18 protein-coding genes, 2 tRNA genes and 1 pseudogene are annotated in these 12,359 nt (G+C 64.1%); 11 read left to right on the top strand and 10 right to left on the bottom strand.

The window, feature by feature from the left end; all coding sequences use genetic code 11:
• The first annotated feature begins 27 nt into the window (after positions 1–27).
• The 3 genes and pseudogenes from ACVISU_RS37560 (at position 28) to ACVISU_RS37570 (ending at position 1,944) form a co-directional block, all read left to right on the top strand.
• A pseudogene (locus tag ACVISU_RS37560) lies at positions 28–469 on the top strand (hypothetical protein).
• Between the two features lie 331 nt (positions 470–800).
• Entirely contained in the window at positions 801–1,517 is a 717-nt protein-coding gene (locus ACVISU_RS37565; protein WP_456710318.1) for an outer membrane protein, read from the top strand.
• A gap of 187 nt (positions 1,518–1,704) precedes the next feature.
• Positions 1,705–1,944 (top strand): hypothetical protein, encoded by a 240-nt coding sequence (locus ACVISU_RS37570; RefSeq protein ID WP_456710319.1) that lies wholly within the window; start codon positions 1,705–1,707, stop codon positions 1,942–1,944.
• 78 nt (positions 1,945–2,022) lie between these two features.
• Here the strand turns inward: ACVISU_RS37570 and ACVISU_RS37575 are convergent, their stop codons facing one another.
• Positions 2,023–2,274 carry a hypothetical protein gene (locus tag ACVISU_RS37575; protein ID WP_456710320.1) on the bottom strand — a complete coding sequence of 84 codons (252 nt, stop codon included), beginning with the start codon at positions 2,272–2,274 and terminating at the stop codon, positions 2,023–2,025.
• Between the two features lie 458 nt (positions 2,275–2,732).
• Here ACVISU_RS37575 and ACVISU_RS37580 point away from each other — a divergent pair, with 458 nt between their 5' ends.
• Together ACVISU_RS37580 and ACVISU_RS37585 are read left to right on the top strand one after the other, a co-directional pair.
• Positions 2,733–2,912, top strand: coding sequence for an alpha/beta fold hydrolase (locus ACVISU_RS37580; protein ID WP_050402820.1), 180 nt, complete (start codon positions 2,733–2,735; stop codon positions 2,910–2,912).
• A 134-nt stretch (positions 2,913–3,046) separates the two neighbouring features.
• Positions 3,047–4,204 carry a DUF2652 domain-containing protein gene (locus ACVISU_RS37585; RefSeq protein ID WP_456710321.1) on the top strand — a complete coding sequence of 386 codons (1,158 nt, stop codon included), beginning with the start codon at positions 3,047–3,049 and terminating at the stop codon, positions 4,202–4,204.
• Positions 4,205–4,238: 34 nt separating this feature from the next.
• Here ACVISU_RS37585 and ACVISU_RS37590 read toward each other — a convergent pair whose 3' ends face one another.
• The 4 genes from ACVISU_RS37590 to ACVISU_RS37605 form a co-directional block, all read right to left on the bottom strand.
• Positions 4,239–4,802 (bottom strand): hypothetical protein, encoded by a 564-nt coding sequence (locus ACVISU_RS37590; RefSeq protein WP_456710322.1) that lies wholly within the window; start codon positions 4,800–4,802, stop codon positions 4,239–4,241.
• A gap of 134 nt (positions 4,803–4,936) precedes the next feature.
• Positions 4,937–5,155 carry a hypothetical protein gene (locus ACVISU_RS37595; protein WP_456710323.1) on the bottom strand — a complete coding sequence of 73 codons (219 nt, stop codon included), beginning with the start codon at positions 5,153–5,155 and terminating at the stop codon, positions 4,937–4,939.
• Between the two features lie 155 nt (positions 5,156–5,310).
• Positions 5,311–5,490 carry a hypothetical protein gene (locus tag ACVISU_RS37600; RefSeq protein WP_050402863.1) on the bottom strand — a complete coding sequence of 60 codons (180 nt, stop codon included), beginning with the start codon at positions 5,488–5,490 and terminating at the stop codon, positions 5,311–5,313.
• Positions 5,491–5,576: 86 nt separating this feature from the next.
• Positions 5,577–5,759, bottom strand: coding sequence for a hypothetical protein (locus ACVISU_RS37605; RefSeq protein WP_456710324.1), 183 nt, complete (start codon positions 5,757–5,759; stop codon positions 5,577–5,579).
• 402 nt (positions 5,760–6,161) lie between these two features.
• On the opposite strand from ACVISU_RS37605, the gene ACVISU_RS37610 reads away from it, so the two are divergent.
• Positions 6,162–6,464, top strand: a complete 303-nt coding sequence (locus ACVISU_RS37610) for a hypothetical protein (RefSeq protein ID WP_456710325.1) — start codon at positions 6,162–6,164, stop codon at positions 6,462–6,464.
• On the opposite strand, the gene ACVISU_RS37615 is transcribed toward ACVISU_RS37610, so the two are convergent.
• The 4 genes from ACVISU_RS37615 to ACVISU_RS37630 all read right to left on the bottom strand — a co-directional run bounded on the left by ACVISU_RS37615 (position 6,459) and on the right by ACVISU_RS37630 (position 7,901).
• The gene (locus ACVISU_RS37615) at positions 6,459–6,641 is read right to left on the bottom strand and encodes a hypothetical protein (protein ID WP_172803648.1); all 183 of its coding nucleotides are present in this window, start codon (positions 6,639–6,641) and stop codon (positions 6,459–6,461) included. The genes ACVISU_RS37610 and ACVISU_RS37615 overlap by 6 nt on opposite strands.
• A gap of 103 nt (positions 6,642–6,744) precedes the next feature.
• Positions 6,745–7,170, bottom strand: a complete 426-nt coding sequence (locus ACVISU_RS37620; protein ID WP_456710326.1) for a DUF5658 family protein — start codon at positions 7,168–7,170, stop codon at positions 6,745–6,747.
• A 59-nt stretch (positions 7,171–7,229) separates the two neighbouring features.
• Positions 7,230–7,304, bottom strand: a tRNA-Thr gene (locus ACVISU_RS37625).
• A 174-nt stretch (positions 7,305–7,478) separates the two neighbouring features.
• Positions 7,479–7,901, bottom strand: coding sequence for a hypothetical protein (locus ACVISU_RS37630; RefSeq protein WP_050402813.1), 423 nt, complete (start codon positions 7,899–7,901; stop codon positions 7,479–7,481).
• Between the two features lie 148 nt (positions 7,902–8,049).
• On the opposite strand from ACVISU_RS37630, the gene ACVISU_RS37635 reads away from it, so the two are divergent.
• From ACVISU_RS37635 to ACVISU_RS37650, 4 genes are all read left to right on the top strand, one after another.
• Positions 8,050–8,766 carry a dienelactone hydrolase family protein gene (locus tag ACVISU_RS37635; protein WP_456710327.1) on the top strand — a complete coding sequence of 239 codons (717 nt, stop codon included), beginning with the start codon at positions 8,050–8,052 and terminating at the stop codon, positions 8,764–8,766.
• A 70-nt stretch (positions 8,767–8,836) separates the two neighbouring features.
• The gene (locus ACVISU_RS37640; RefSeq protein WP_456710328.1) at positions 8,837–9,550 is read left to right on the top strand and encodes a HoxN/HupN/NixA family nickel/cobalt transporter; all 714 of its coding nucleotides are present in this window, start codon (positions 8,837–8,839) and stop codon (positions 9,548–9,550) included.
• A 163-nt stretch (positions 9,551–9,713) separates the two neighbouring features.
• Positions 9,714–10,187, top strand: a complete 474-nt coding sequence (locus tag ACVISU_RS37645; protein WP_456710329.1) for a hypothetical protein — start codon at positions 9,714–9,716, stop codon at positions 10,185–10,187.
• Between the two features lie 107 nt (positions 10,188–10,294).
• Positions 10,295–10,708, top strand: a complete 414-nt coding sequence (locus tag ACVISU_RS37650; RefSeq protein WP_229199211.1) for a hypothetical protein — start codon at positions 10,295–10,297, stop codon at positions 10,706–10,708.
• Between the two features lie 60 nt (positions 10,709–10,768).
• Here the strand turns inward: ACVISU_RS37650 and rlmB are convergent, their stop codons facing one another.
• Positions 10,769–11,593, bottom strand: coding sequence for a 23S rRNA (guanosine(2251)-2'-O)-methyltransferase RlmB (rlmB, locus tag ACVISU_RS37655; RefSeq protein WP_050402808.1), 825 nt, complete (start codon positions 11,591–11,593; stop codon positions 10,769–10,771).
• 194 nt (positions 11,594–11,787) lie between these two features.
• Here rlmB and ACVISU_RS37660 point away from each other — a divergent pair.
• Positions 11,788–11,873, top strand: a tRNA-Tyr gene (locus tag ACVISU_RS37660).
• Positions 11,874–12,359 lie beyond the last annotated feature (486 nt).

A 12,359-nucleotide genomic window follows, 5' to 3' on the forward strand; every position in this document is an offset into this window, starting at 1 on the left:
CGGTTTATGAGACGCCACCGGGGCAACATGAAACAGCTGACTTTGCGGACTTCATCAAGACTGGCAGCGATCCTGCTGCTCTCGATCCCGCTTGCCGGCTGCCTCACCAGCGATGACGGCGGCAGCTCGACAACTTTCACCGATGATCGCGGCGTCGCCAACCAGCCGTTCCCGGACCGTTACCGCGACCAGATCTTGGCCTTCATGCGGACCTATCTGAACAACCCGGTTGGGGTCCGCGAAGGCGGGATCGCCGAGCCGGTGCAGCGCACGGTCGGCGGCCGGCTGCGCTACGTGGTCTGCCTGCGCTACAGCGCGAAGGAATCCGACGGCAATTACCGCCCGGCCCCGGGAGCGCGGCGTCCTGTTCGTCGACGGCCGACTCGACCGCATCCTCGACAATGCCGCCGAAGCCTGCGCCGGCGCGTCCTATGCGGCATTTCCGGAGCTGGAAAGGATGTCGCGCTAGGCGTGATCCGGAAAGTGTGAAGCGATTTTCCGGGAAGATCATGCCCGCGCCACAGATCGCGGCGGCTTGTCGCAAGTCTGGCCGGATCGTTAGCGAACTCCGATCACTTTTCGGGGAGCGCTGAACTTCACCTTAGCCGTTTGCGACTTACATACAGCCGAAATAGGGCTGCTTAACCGGTGAAAAAGCCTTCCGTGGCAAGGAACGAACGGGCGTTGTTGCGACCCCGTCACAGCTCGGAAACATCACAGGTCAGGCATTGCCCCAAAGCAACCTAATTGGCGTCACGTTGTTTGTCTTAACAGCGCAGCGTTCGTAACGGGGATCAGAGATGAAGACGTTTTTGCTCGGCACGGTCGCGCTGGCCGCCCTTGCTGGTCCGGCATTTGCGGCCGACATGCCGGCCCGCACCTATACCAAGGCACCGCCGCCCTATACCGCTCCGGCGCTCGTCTACAACTGGACCGGCTTCTATATCGGCGGCCACGTTGGCGGCGCGTTCACCGACGGCACCAATCTGATGGGCAGCGACGCGCGCTTCATGGGCGGCGTGCAGGGCGGCTTCGACTATCAGTTCGCGCCCAACTGGGTGATGGGTATCGAGGCGCAGTACTCCTGGCTGCCGAGTTCGTCGAACAATGGTCTGGTGTTCCCCGCCGGAACGGTCGTGACCGGCAATACCGACCAGCTCGGTTCGGTGACCGGCCGCCTCGGCTACACCTGGGGGCCGGCGCTGCTCTACGCCAAGGGCGGCTACGCCTGGCGCGACAACAACAACATCACGGCGTCGGTCGGCGGCGTGCCGGCGGCCTTCACCACCGATGGCGGTCACAAGGACGGCTATACGGTCGGCGCGGGCCTCGAATACATGTTCGCCCCGAACTGGTCGGCGAAGGCCGAGTACCAGTACTATAATTTCGGCAAGACCACTTTCACCAGCGGTCCGGCCGACATTGTCGGCGCGAGCTTCCGGAACGACGAACATACCGTCAAGCTCGGGGTCAACTACCGCTTCGGCTGGGGCGGTCCGGTGGGCTCCCGCTACTGATTGCGACGTCCATTCACTGCGTTCGAAAAGGCCGGCCTTCGGGTCGGCCTTTTTTGTTGGCCTGACGCTTGCTTGTTCAGGCGATATTCACGCCTGATCGTGCAATGCAAAAAATAATTCCTGCATTGCACGGAACTTTCATCGTGATGCGCTATTGTGGGATCGCCGGGCTGGTGGACAAACGAACATGCGTAGTTTTGCGTTAGGGCTGATCATCTCTGCGGTCTCCGTGCCGTGCTTTGCCCAGACCATCCTCAAATCCGAACCCTTGGCGCTTGCGCCCTATGAGGTCGTGTTCGTGCAGGACGCCTCCTGTACGGCCGGCAAGGTGCTCAAGGTGACCGGGGCGATCCGCGGTCTGCATCGGCGGAAGATCTGCGTATCGCTCGCCGCCGAACAGGCGTCGCTGGCGACGGCGACGCCGTAAGGGTTGCAGGACGGCCGCATCAGTATCCGGTCCGCCCCTGCGCACCGGACGATCCGCTGTCCCTCAATTCAACGTCGTTCAGTTCAAGCGTGGCTCGAGACGCGCTTCACGATCGGCATCGGCCTTGTTCTTGACCGGGTCCTCGTTCGGCTCGGGCTGGCAGGGCCGGATCTCATAGTCATTGTCCAGCACCGGGCGCGGCGAGGCTTTCTCCTCCTCGGAGACGGTATCCACCACCAGGCCCGATTTCCGGGCAAGCTTCCAGACGTCGGCCTCGGTCGGATAGGCCTTGCTCAGCTTGGCGTCTTGATAGAACAGCGCGTACGGCATTCGTCGTCCCCCAAACAACCGACAACGCCAAGGCCGCCCCCCGGGTTTCAGGCCAGATCGCCGTTCCGATCACGGAACCGTGAGCAAGATTTCAGGCAAGCCTCTGAAAACATGAATCATTTCGAACCTTTCGCCGGCGGGGCCTGAGTCCTTAATGAGCCGTAAACCCCGGAAAAAAGAATCCCCGGGACTCCCCGGGTAGAATCGCCGGATGCTCCGAGCCATGAGAGCGATCCACCAGCCCCCCTACGAACGCGTGCAGCTCGCGCTTGCGGTTGTGCTGCTCGCGGCCTGCGCCGCCGACGTGGCGCTGGTCTGGTCCTGGCTTTAGGAAATTTGCCTCCAGGAAAATTCGGCTCCAGCCAAAATCTGTATGTCGCGGCCCACGCGCTGCGACCTCCATTTCTACAAGGTCGACGGCGATATCCGCGCCCGCGTCGCCGAGATCGACGCTGTTCGTGCTGTCGGGCGGGCACGACTATTCCTGCACGCCGGAGGAGACGCTGGCGGTCGCCAGCGGCATTGCCGGCTGCGAGGCCACCATCATGAAAGGCCTCGGGCATTTCCCGATGAGCGAGAACCCAAGCGAATTCTTGAAGCATCTGCTGCCGGTGTTGGAGAAGATCGGCGGGCGGTAAAGTGTTTTCAAGCGAAGTGGATACCGGTTCGCGGCTCCGAAAGCGCGTCAGGACAAGAGTCGCCGCCCTCGACCTTGCATGGCGCGGTATGACAGACTGCGCAATCGCACGAAGAGGTTACGCGGGAGGTCCCCATGCTTCCGAAGGCTGAAGCGGCATATTTCGCGATTGCCGACATCTCCGGCTATACCAATTTCCTCGCGGCGGTCGAGCTCGACCATGCCCAGGACATCATCGCCGATTTCATGGACGTGGTGGTGAAGGGGCTGCGCCCGCCGTTTCGCCTCGCCAAGTTCGAGGGCGACGCCGCGTTCGTCTACTCGACCGGGACAATCGACGGCTCGCTGCTGCAGGACGCGATCGAGGGCGCCTATTTCAAATTCCGCCGCCGCCTGCGCGACATCCGCCAGGCCTCGACCTGCGAGTGCAAGGCCTGCGTCGCGATGGGCGATCTCGATTTCAAGTTCGTCGTCCATCATGGCGAGATGGTGAAGCAGAAGATGGGCGGCCGGGAAGAGCTCGCCGGGCGCGACGTCATCCTGGTCCACCGGCTGCTCAAGAACACGGTCGGCGAGAAGCTCGGCGGCCGGGCCTACGCGCTTTACAGCGACGCGGCGATCCGCGCCATGGGCGTCGATCCGGTGGCGCAAGGTCTCATCCCGCATCAGGAGACCATCGACATCATCGGCGATGTGACGCTGTGGGCGCGCGATCTCGAAGCGGCGTGGCAGCACGACGACGCGCAAATGCGGATGGAGGTGACGCGCGAAGACGCCTACGCGATCCTGGAGTTCGACATCGCCGCGCCGCGGCAGACGGTGTGGGAGTTCATCACCGTGCCCGGGCAATGGCGGAAATGGTGGGACGCCGACGACCTCGTCGAGGAATCGGGCAAGGGACGACGCGGTGTCGGCACCAGGAATCATTGCGCGCACGGCAACCATACCAATGTCGAGGAGACACTCGACTGGCGTCCGGTCGATTACTTCACGGTCGGCATCACGCTGCCGGTGCCCGGAGCCCCGCGCATCATCATGACCCGGGCCGTTCTCGACGGCCCAGACGGAACGTCCCGTTTCGAGCTGCGGATCGCCAAGCCGAAGCCGAAGGACAGGGCGTTCCTCGATGGCGCCGCGGCCAAATTCGCCGAACGCATGACCCAGGCGGTGGCCGGCCTGCGATCGATGGCGGAAGGCAGGCAGCCCGGCGTTGACGCCATGGAAGAGCCGGCGCCGGCGCGATCGAGCGGACGCTTCCTGACCGAGCCGGTGAAATCAGGCGCGCGAGGCTGAGGGTCAGCAAACGTCCGGACAAGAGGGGCGCTGGTTACTTGCCGGATCGCGGTAGCTCGCTGTTGTCGCGGATCGCAGCGCGGACCTTGGCCATGGTCGTCGTGCAATATTCCTCGCGCTCCTTCAGGAAGCGCTGCTGCTGCGCGCGGAAGTTGGCGACACGCTCCCGCACCTCGGATCCGAAGTCGCCGCTGATGTCGAGCTTGGCGAAATGCGGCGGCTGCGCCGGTGGGACTTCCACGACGGTGACCGTCAAGGGCGGGGGTGCGGGGGGCAGGCCTTCGAGCACGGTCGGCACCGGCAGAGGCGGCGGCATGACCACCCTTTGCTCCTCGGCCGCAGGCTTGATCTCCACGGCGGGCCTTGCCTCCAAGGCGGGCTTTGCCTCCAAGGCTGGCTTGGCCTCCAAGGCCGGCTTTGCCTCAAAGGCTGCCTCGACCACGGCCGTCGCGGTGGCGGGCAGCGGAGCAGGTGCAGGCGGCACGGCGGTCCGCGGGGCAGCCGCAGGCAGCTCGGCGTCGGGCAGCTTGCCCTTCACCGACTGTACGAAAGCCATTGTCTGCGCGATCAGGAGATCGCGTTCCTTCATCCACTTCATGGCGCACCTTGAGCGCGCGGATTGCAGCAGAGCAACCCCCGGGAATCAAGCACTCGCCATCATGATGGTTGACGAAGACGTCTCTTTTGCAGGCACGGTGACAAAATTGTGACGTGACCTGCATGCGAGCACAGTCAGCGCTGGCGGGGATTGGTGTTCGGGACGAACGGGATACCGACGACCCGGACCGGTGCCTGACTGGCGGTCGGCACCTGATTCGCTATAGGCCGGGGCGCGGCGCTTGCCGGTGCGGGCGCCGGATCGAGCAAAGCGACGATGCCGGCAGCGGCCACGCTCAGCAGGGTGAAGCTGCCCAGAAGCAGTAGATTGCGGTCGGTTTCGCGGACCCTCATGCGGGGAAAATTGCGTGAAGGGGCAGAATGTTCCGAACAAATCCTCAGGCGCTTTCGCGCGGTTGGGTGCCAAGTTTGAGAAAGTGCGTCATGAACTGACCCGAGCGTGCGAATACATCGGCCTGATGGGCCCGGCGGCAGCGGTCGGGTCCGGCCTAGTGAGTCATCGCCTGGGCAGGTGCCTGTTCGACGCTGCGGGCCTCGATCTGGTCGGCGTAGCGGCCATACTCTTCGGCCATTTCGAGCAGCTTTTCACGCACCGCGGCGTCGGTGACCTGGCGGGCCAGCCGCCGCGCCTGATCGGACTGGAAACGATAATGGGCTGTGTCGGACATCGTGGGCTCCTCACACATGTGTAAGGGCCGTCCGGCAAAGGTTCATCGAGCCGTCATTGAAGGGAGGGCTTCATTGAAGGGAAGCGTTATTGGAGGGTGTTGGGCCGCTCCGTCACCGTCGCCGGGTGGCCGGCCTTGTCCTCGCGGACCTCGACCTCGAACCAACCCATCTCCTTCAGCTCGCGCGCCTTCTTCTCGGCCGCATCTTCGCTGTCGCGCTTCAGCACGATCCGACTGGTGCCATCCCGGGCAAGGATCAAATAGGTCATTGGCTGAGTCCCACCCCTCATTCTGCATACCGTGTTTCGGGCTGCAAGGACAGAGACAAGGCGAGGGGTGGGTGATCCTACGGGGATGATCCCACGATTCCTGCCAACGCACAGGGCGTCCGGCTGTTTCCAGGCTGCTGTCGATATCGAGCGGCTATGCCGAATGATCGCTGACATCCGAGGCGCGCCTGAGACCGGCGGAGGCTTTCATTGGCGCGCGGTTCGCCGTTGGCTTTCAGTGGCAGGTTTGCGAGTTGCGTCGCGCAAAGTACAATGAGATGATGCATATCATCCAATGGTCGTGGGGACCGGAAGACTACGGCTTCCGTTGAACGTTGTGGGTAATCCAAGCGAGGCTCTTTGATTGAACCGCGAATACGTGCTCGGCTTGGATCAAGGACAATGCGCGGCGCAAGCCGTGTCGATCTGGATGGAGGACTCGATGCCCAGGCACTTCGGTTTGAAGGCAACGTCGGCGGCAGGACGGTCGGCATTCACGGGATCATCAAGGGATTTGCAGCGGCGGACCGCATCGGCGTCTGCGTCGAAGAACCCTGCTGCGGCCAGTTCGCCGCCGTCAAAGCCCGCTTCGCCATGCTCGCAGCTGCCGTATTCTCCCACGAGCTGGAGGGGCTGCTGCGGCCGACGCTCGATCTCGGCCGACTGAAGCTTCGCGCGACGAGGGTGGCTTGCGAGTCTTCATAGCCGGGACGGCCCGCGCGTTTTGTCGCGCTTCAGGTCCAGGCGATCGATGCGTTCATCGATCAGTCGATTCAGTTGCTCGTCCCGCAGCGTATCCTTCCTGTACAGCCCGCCATGCAGGCGATAGGCGACGAGGAGCAGGACGACGGCAACGCCGACGAGATAATAGGGCCAGTTCATCATCGGAACCGCGTTTGGCAGTGTCCATTGTGAAACAGCGAGCCTTTGGCAACTCTGCCAGGCAGCGCTACCGGCGGCTCATCGGCACAACCGCGAGGTCAGCTCAATTGGCGCCCGCCAGGATGAACAGATTGTTGTAGACGGGCAGTGCAATGAGGGCGACCACATAAGCCATTTGGCGTTCGCTCTTGCCGTGCCAAAGCAGCCATATCACGAGATAGGTCAAACCCAGCTTGGCAACAAGCCACCATTCACCTAGCCACTCCTGAGTGAGCCACATGAATGGGTTCAGTTCGCCCATTCCGCGCTGCAGGATTTCGTTGGTGGTGGTGAGATCCGAGTAGCCCATCAGCAGGGCACAGACCAACAGCGTGGCCTTCAGCAACGACGTCCTTGCCCGCAGCTGCGTTTCCGTCATCCGGTGCCTGCCCGAAATACGCTCATGGCTCCCTGTCGGGCAATTTTGCGGAATGATTTCGGCGAGTGCAAGCCTCCACGAGCCGGTTGTCCAACCCGCCAAGGCGACCATGCTGGGTACTCCGTACCGAGGCACGGCCCACCGACCGTCTGATTGATTTCGCGAAAAGATGGTGCCGGCTGAGGGGATTGAACCCCCGACCTTCAGTTTACAAAACTGCTGCTCTACCGCTGAGCTAAGCCGGCTACATGGAATGATTTGCGGGCTCGCATAGCAGACTTGGCGGGGTAGGACCAGAACTGAAGACCAGAACCTGACGGCCAGAGCCCGGAAAGCTGATCGACCGCATCGCCCCCACCGGCCCGGCAGCAAAAAGGCGGCCCGAGGGCCGCCTTTTGCGCATCAGCGTTTCGCCGGAGCTATTGGCAGGGATGCTGGAGGCCGTCGCTGCCGCGGAACCAGGTGCCGGGGGTGCAGACAAAGCCGTTCTGCCGGGCATATTCCTCGCCGCCGATCGGGGCGCGGCCATAATAATCGGGGCCGCCGAACGGGGCGGTCGCGATCGCGGCCGCCGTGCCCACCGCGCCGCCGACCACGCCCGCGGCAACGTCGGCCGGGCCGGGGTCATAGCGGTTATAGCTGCCTTGCCAGTCGCGGTCCCGCCGATAGGTGCGGTGATGGTAGGCGGTGGGAGTCGTTCCCGGCGCCATGGTTTGGCATCGGGCGTCCGGAGCGGCGTTCGAGCAGCGGGCGGCGGTGCCGATGGTCTGTTGCGCCATCGCGGGGGTGGCCAGTGCCGAAGCGAGCAGGGCTGCTGCGCCAAGGATCTTGAGCTGTGTCATGCAGGATCTCCTCTCGTCGTTGTGACGAGCTAATCTCGCCGTGCCGTGCCCGTTCCGGCGCGGCTTTGCCCTGCGTTCAAACCAATGTGAAGTTCCGAAACGTGCGCGCATGATGCGTTCCGGGCTATGCGCTTTTGAGGGGATTTGGATGCAAGCACGCGATATCGACTACACCGCCGGCGATGCCAATCTGCGCGGCTATCTTGCCTTCAAGGAAGGTGGCGCAAAGCGTCCCGGCGTGCTGGTGTTCCACGAAGGGCTTGGGCTCGGCGATTTCGCGATGGAGCGGGCGCGCAGGCTTGCCGAGCACGGCTATGTGGCGCTTGCCGCCGACATGTTCGGCGATCGGCGGCAGGCCGCCGATCTGCAGCAGGCGATGACGCTGATCAGTCATTTGCGCACCAATCCCGCCACGCTCCGGGCGCGGGCCCGCGCCGCGCTCGCGGCGCTCACGGCATTGCCGGAGGTCGATGCGACGAGATGCGCGGCGATCGGCTTCTGCTTCGGCGGCACCGTCGCGCTCGAGCTGGCGCGCGCCGGCGCTGACCTCAAGGCCGTCGTCAGCTTCCATGGCGTGCTCTCGACCACGCAGCCTGCGGCAGCGGGTGCGGTGAAGGCGAGCGTGCTGGTCTTGACCGGAGCCGACGATCCGCTGGCGCCGTCCGATCAGGTCGCGGCGTTCGAGAACGAGATGCGCACCGGCAAGGTTGCCGACTGGCAGGTGATCAGCTACGGCAACACGCTGCACGGCTTTACCAACCCGACCGCCGACGGCTCGATCATGAAGTCGGCGCTCCACGACGCGCGGGCCGATCGCCGCTCCTGGGCGGCGATGCAAGGCCTGTTCGACGAGGTGCTGGGTTGACGAGCTGCCGGCCTGACAAGATCGGCGATGTGGTGTTTGATCTGCCGTCATGCGTCGGCGCGGGGGATTGATGTTCGGAATCTTGAGTCTTGGCTTTCTGCTCGGCATGCAGCATGCGCTGGAGCCGGACCACATCGCAGCGGTATCGAGCATCGCGGCGCGCCGTACCCATGTCGGTGACATCGTCAAGCACGGCCTGACCTGGGGGCTCGGTCACACGCTCACTTTGTTTATCTTCGCCGGCGCGGCGATCCTGCTCGGGCACGCGATCCCGGAGACGGTGGCGCAGCCGATCGAGACCGCGGTTGGCGTCATGCTGGTCGGCCTCGGCGCGCATGTATGGTGGCGGCTGTGGCGCGACCGCGTGCACTTCCACACCCATTCGCATGACGGCGGCATGACGCATTTCCACGCCCACAGTCACGCCGGCGAAGCCGTGGCGCCTGTGTCCACCCTACCGCATGTCCGTGCCGCGCATAGCCACGCCCACGGCATCCGTTGGCGCACGCTGCTGGTCGGCCTGATGCACGGCATGGCGGGCTCGGCGGCGCTCCTGGTGCTGACGGTATCGCAGGCCCCGAACCCGGTGATCGGGCTCGGCTATGTCGCGCTGTTCGGCGTCGGCTCGATGATCGGCATGGGCGTGCTGTCCAGCGTGATCGCGGTGCCGCTCGCGGCCTCCGCGCGCTGGCTGACCTGGGCCAATCGCGGCCTGCAGATGGCGGTCGGCGCGGTCACAATCGCGATCGGCATCCATTCGATCATCGAGAACGCGTTCACCTGACACGCAGAGGCGCCGTTAACGATTTCTGATCCCGCACGGCCGCATTGACCGGATGCCGATGCTTACGCGTTAGGCTTACCGGAAGTTTGGCCCGCGTCCTTAACCCTTCCGCCGAGCCGTTGGATTAGGCTGCGGGTGGAACAATTCGGGACGCTGGGTGAACATGCGCGGAAGTCTTGCGCTTGCGATGTTGGCTGGGATGACCTCGACGGCGCTGGCCGGCGGCGGCTTCGACATCGTCGTGCCCAACCGGCCCGGCGTGCCCATCATCATCAATGGCGTCGATGCCTCCTACGGGGTGGTCGAAAGCGCGATGGGGCTGGCTCGCAACGAATCGATGGTGCCGACCGTCTATGGCGGCCGCCCGATCGATCCCCAGCCGAATGTCGGCCATTATTATCCGAGCCTCGGCCACATGCCGGGTTACGGCCGCCTCGAGATCGAGCCGCCGGCCAACCGCCGCCTGCCTCAGCCGGCCGAGAGCTATCATCAATCGTGGGGGGCGCAATCCGCGCCGCTGCCGGCACAGTCCAGCGTGCCGGTCGATCCGCCGCCGGTGATCTACGCGCCGCAGTTCAACGGGCCGCAGCCGCTGCCGGGACCTGTGCCGCGGCCACCGCGTCCCCGAGGACCCTAAATCAACTGCGCCAAATCAACAGCCCCAAATCAACAGCCCCATGAACGGGGCGCCTTCATAGCCACCAAGAGCTACGCGACCAACAGAGAGACCATCAGGAGAGAGTAATGCGTCAAATGATCAAAGGACTGATTGCGGCTGTGGCCGTCATGGTGACCGCGCCCGCAATGGCGTGCGGTTTCAACCCTTGCGGCTATTCCGCGCCCGTCGTGAATTACGGCTGCGGCGGTTGTGGTGGCTACGGCGGCTACTACGCCGGTTACGGCGCAGTCGAGCGTCTGCCTGACCCGGATGCCGCTTATCCCAGCGCGCCGCAGCAGTACTATTACGTCAACCAGGGCCCGACGTACACCGGTCCGGGCAATTGGGCGCCGCGTCCGTACTACCGCGAAGGTTACGGCCGCCCGTATTACGGCTATCGCCACTATGGCTACCGTCACTATGGCTACCGCCATCACTACGGCTATCGTCCGCACTACGGCTATCGCTACGGCCATCCGGTGCTGCGCCGCTACTACTGATCCGGCGATCGATCGAAGACATCAACGCCCGTTCGCGTGAAGCGAGCGGGCGTTTTTCGTTCACATCAGCCCGAGCCGGCTGGCGCCGATATAGAGCGCGAGGACGCAGGCGTTCGACACGTTCAGGCTCTTGATCTCGCCGGGCATGTCGAGGCGGGCGACAGTGCTGCAGGTCTCGCGCGTCAATTGCCGCAAACCCTTGCCTTCGGCGCCGAGCACCAGCGCGAGCGGCTGCTGCAGCGGAACCTTGCCGAGATCCTCGGTACCCTCGCTGTCGAGGCCGACGGTCTGGAAGCCGTGGTCGTTCAACTCGTTCAGGGCGCGCGCCAGGTTCTGCACGGTCACCATCGGCACCAGTTCGAGCGCGCCGGAGGCGGACTTCGCCAGCACGCCGGTTGCCTCCGGGCTGTGGCGGGCGGTGGTGACGATCGCCTTCACCGCGAACGCCGCGGCCGAGCGCAGGATGGCGCCGACATTGTGCGGGTCGGTGATCTGGTCGAGCACCAGCACGATGCCCTGCTGCGCCAGCGTGTCGATGCCGGGTGAGGGCAGGGGATCGGCCTCCGCCAACAGGCCCTGATGCACGGCATCGGGGGTGAGGCGCCGGTCGATATCGCCGGGCCTGACGATCTCCGGTGTGACGCGTGTCGCGATGTTTTCGTCGGCGAGCCGCTTGGCGGCGTTCTCCGTGAGGTAAAGCTTGCGGATCTGGCGGTCCGGGTTGGCAAGCGCCGCCGCCACCGTGTGCCAGCCATACAGAATCACCGGTCCGTCGGAACCGGATTCGCGCTCCCGCCGAGCCGGCGGGCGGCCGAATTTCGGCCCTTTTTGGAAGGGTTTACCGCCCTTGCCTCGGAAATTGGGTTTGCGGTCGCGCTCGCTCATGTGAGGCTTGTGTCACTGATATCGCAGAATGGCAATTTAACCGGCAAATTGCGCGCCGGCTTGGTTGACTTTGGGGACCGCCTTCGCCCATAAACGCGCCCGACCGCGCACCCGTTTCGGGGCGTCCGGTTATCAGCGTCATTTCGATGACCCGGTCCGCCGCCACTCGCGCGGCCGGTTCGACGCTGTTGGACGGGGGAGTGTCCCGAGTGGCAAAGGGAGCTGACTGTAAATCAGCCGCCTCATGGCTTCGCAGGTTCGAGTCCTGCCTCCCCCACCAATCCACAACCAGGCACTGATATCCCTGCAAAATATTGAGTTTCGTGGTCCTACTTCAGGCAGGTAAGACGATAGACGGTCGCGCTTCTCAGCTCATGAATTGCTTCTGCAGCGAGGCGTTTGCGATTGGCAGCCTGAGTGTATTTGTAGGCCATCTTGCCGCCGCGCCAACCGAAGGTCGCTTCACCGGTGGCGACAGCGGGATCGACGTGCAGTCGCGATCGCTTACACGTACGCGCGGGAGGGTGCAGATTTGGCGCTCGCCTATCTCAGCGAGGAACGCCGCCGAGGTCAAGGCTCTGACTGAACGCGGGGGACGCAAGGCGGTGCCGATCCCGGGTAACATTCGTGATCCCGAGTCTCGACGATCCGGCTGGGCTATCGTCCAGAGCTCTTCGAGCATCACGCTGTCTTCTCAAATGGCCCGCGGCCGGGCTCCTCGGAGCCCCGGCCGCAGTGGCGTCGTTGCAAGAACCAGCGGCCTCGC

Source organism: Bradyrhizobium sp. USDA 4452 (assembly GCF_054063575.1).

What these genes read in the sequence shown, in the direction of transcription:
- ACVISU_RS37565 (WP_456710318.1), top strand. Translation starts at nt 801, where the DNA reads ATGAAGACGTTTTTGCTCGGCACGGTCGCGCTGGCCGCCCTTGCTGGT.
- ACVISU_RS37570 (WP_456710319.1), top strand. Translation starts at nt 1,705, where the DNA reads ATGCGTAGTTTTGCGTTAGGGCTGATCATCTCTGCGGTCTCCGTGCCG.
- ACVISU_RS37575 (WP_456710320.1), bottom strand. Translation starts at nt 2,274, where the DNA reads ATGCCGTACGCGCTGTTCTATCAAGACGCCAAGCTGAGCAAGGCCTAT.
- ACVISU_RS37585 (WP_456710321.1), top strand. Translation starts at nt 3,047, where the DNA reads ATGCTTCCGAAGGCTGAAGCGGCATATTTCGCGATTGCCGACATCTCC.
- ACVISU_RS37590 (WP_456710322.1), bottom strand. Translation starts at nt 4,802, where the DNA reads ATGAAGTGGATGAAGGAACGCGATCTCCTGATCGCGCAGACAATGGCT.
- ACVISU_RS37595 (WP_456710323.1), bottom strand. Translation starts at nt 5,155, where the DNA reads ATGAGGGTCCGCGAAACCGACCGCAATCTACTGCTTCTGGGCAGCTTC.
- ACVISU_RS37600 (WP_050402863.1), bottom strand. Translation starts at nt 5,490, where the DNA reads ATGTCCGACACAGCCCATTATCGTTTCCAGTCCGATCAGGCGCGGCGG.
- ACVISU_RS37605 (WP_456710324.1), bottom strand. Translation starts at nt 5,759, where the DNA reads ATGACCTATTTGATCCTTGCCCGGGATGGCACCAGTCGGATCGTGCTG.
- ACVISU_RS37610 (WP_456710325.1), top strand. Translation starts at nt 6,162, where the DNA reads ATGCGCGGCGCAAGCCGTGTCGATCTGGATGGAGGACTCGATGCCCAG.
- ACVISU_RS37615 (WP_172803648.1), bottom strand. Translation starts at nt 6,641, where the DNA reads ATGAACTGGCCCTATTATCTCGTCGGCGTTGCCGTCGTCCTGCTCCTC.
- ACVISU_RS37620 (WP_456710326.1), bottom strand. Translation starts at nt 7,170, where the DNA reads ATGGTCGCCTTGGCGGGTTGGACAACCGGCTCGTGGAGGCTTGCACTC.
- ACVISU_RS37630 (WP_050402813.1), bottom strand. Translation starts at nt 7,901, where the DNA reads ATGACACAGCTCAAGATCCTTGGCGCAGCAGCCCTGCTCGCTTCGGCA.
- ACVISU_RS37635 (WP_456710327.1), top strand. Translation starts at nt 8,050, where the DNA reads ATGCAAGCACGCGATATCGACTACACCGCCGGCGATGCCAATCTGCGC.
- ACVISU_RS37640 (WP_456710328.1), top strand. Translation starts at nt 8,837, where the DNA reads ATGTTCGGAATCTTGAGTCTTGGCTTTCTGCTCGGCATGCAGCATGCG.
- ACVISU_RS37645 (WP_456710329.1), top strand. Translation starts at nt 9,714, where the DNA reads ATGCGCGGAAGTCTTGCGCTTGCGATGTTGGCTGGGATGACCTCGACG.
- ACVISU_RS37650 (WP_229199211.1), top strand. Translation starts at nt 10,295, where the DNA reads ATGCGTCAAATGATCAAAGGACTGATTGCGGCTGTGGCCGTCATGGTG.
- rlmB (WP_050402808.1), bottom strand. Translation starts at nt 11,593, where the DNA reads ATGAGCGAGCGCGACCGCAAACCCAATTTCCGAGGCAAGGGCGGTAAA.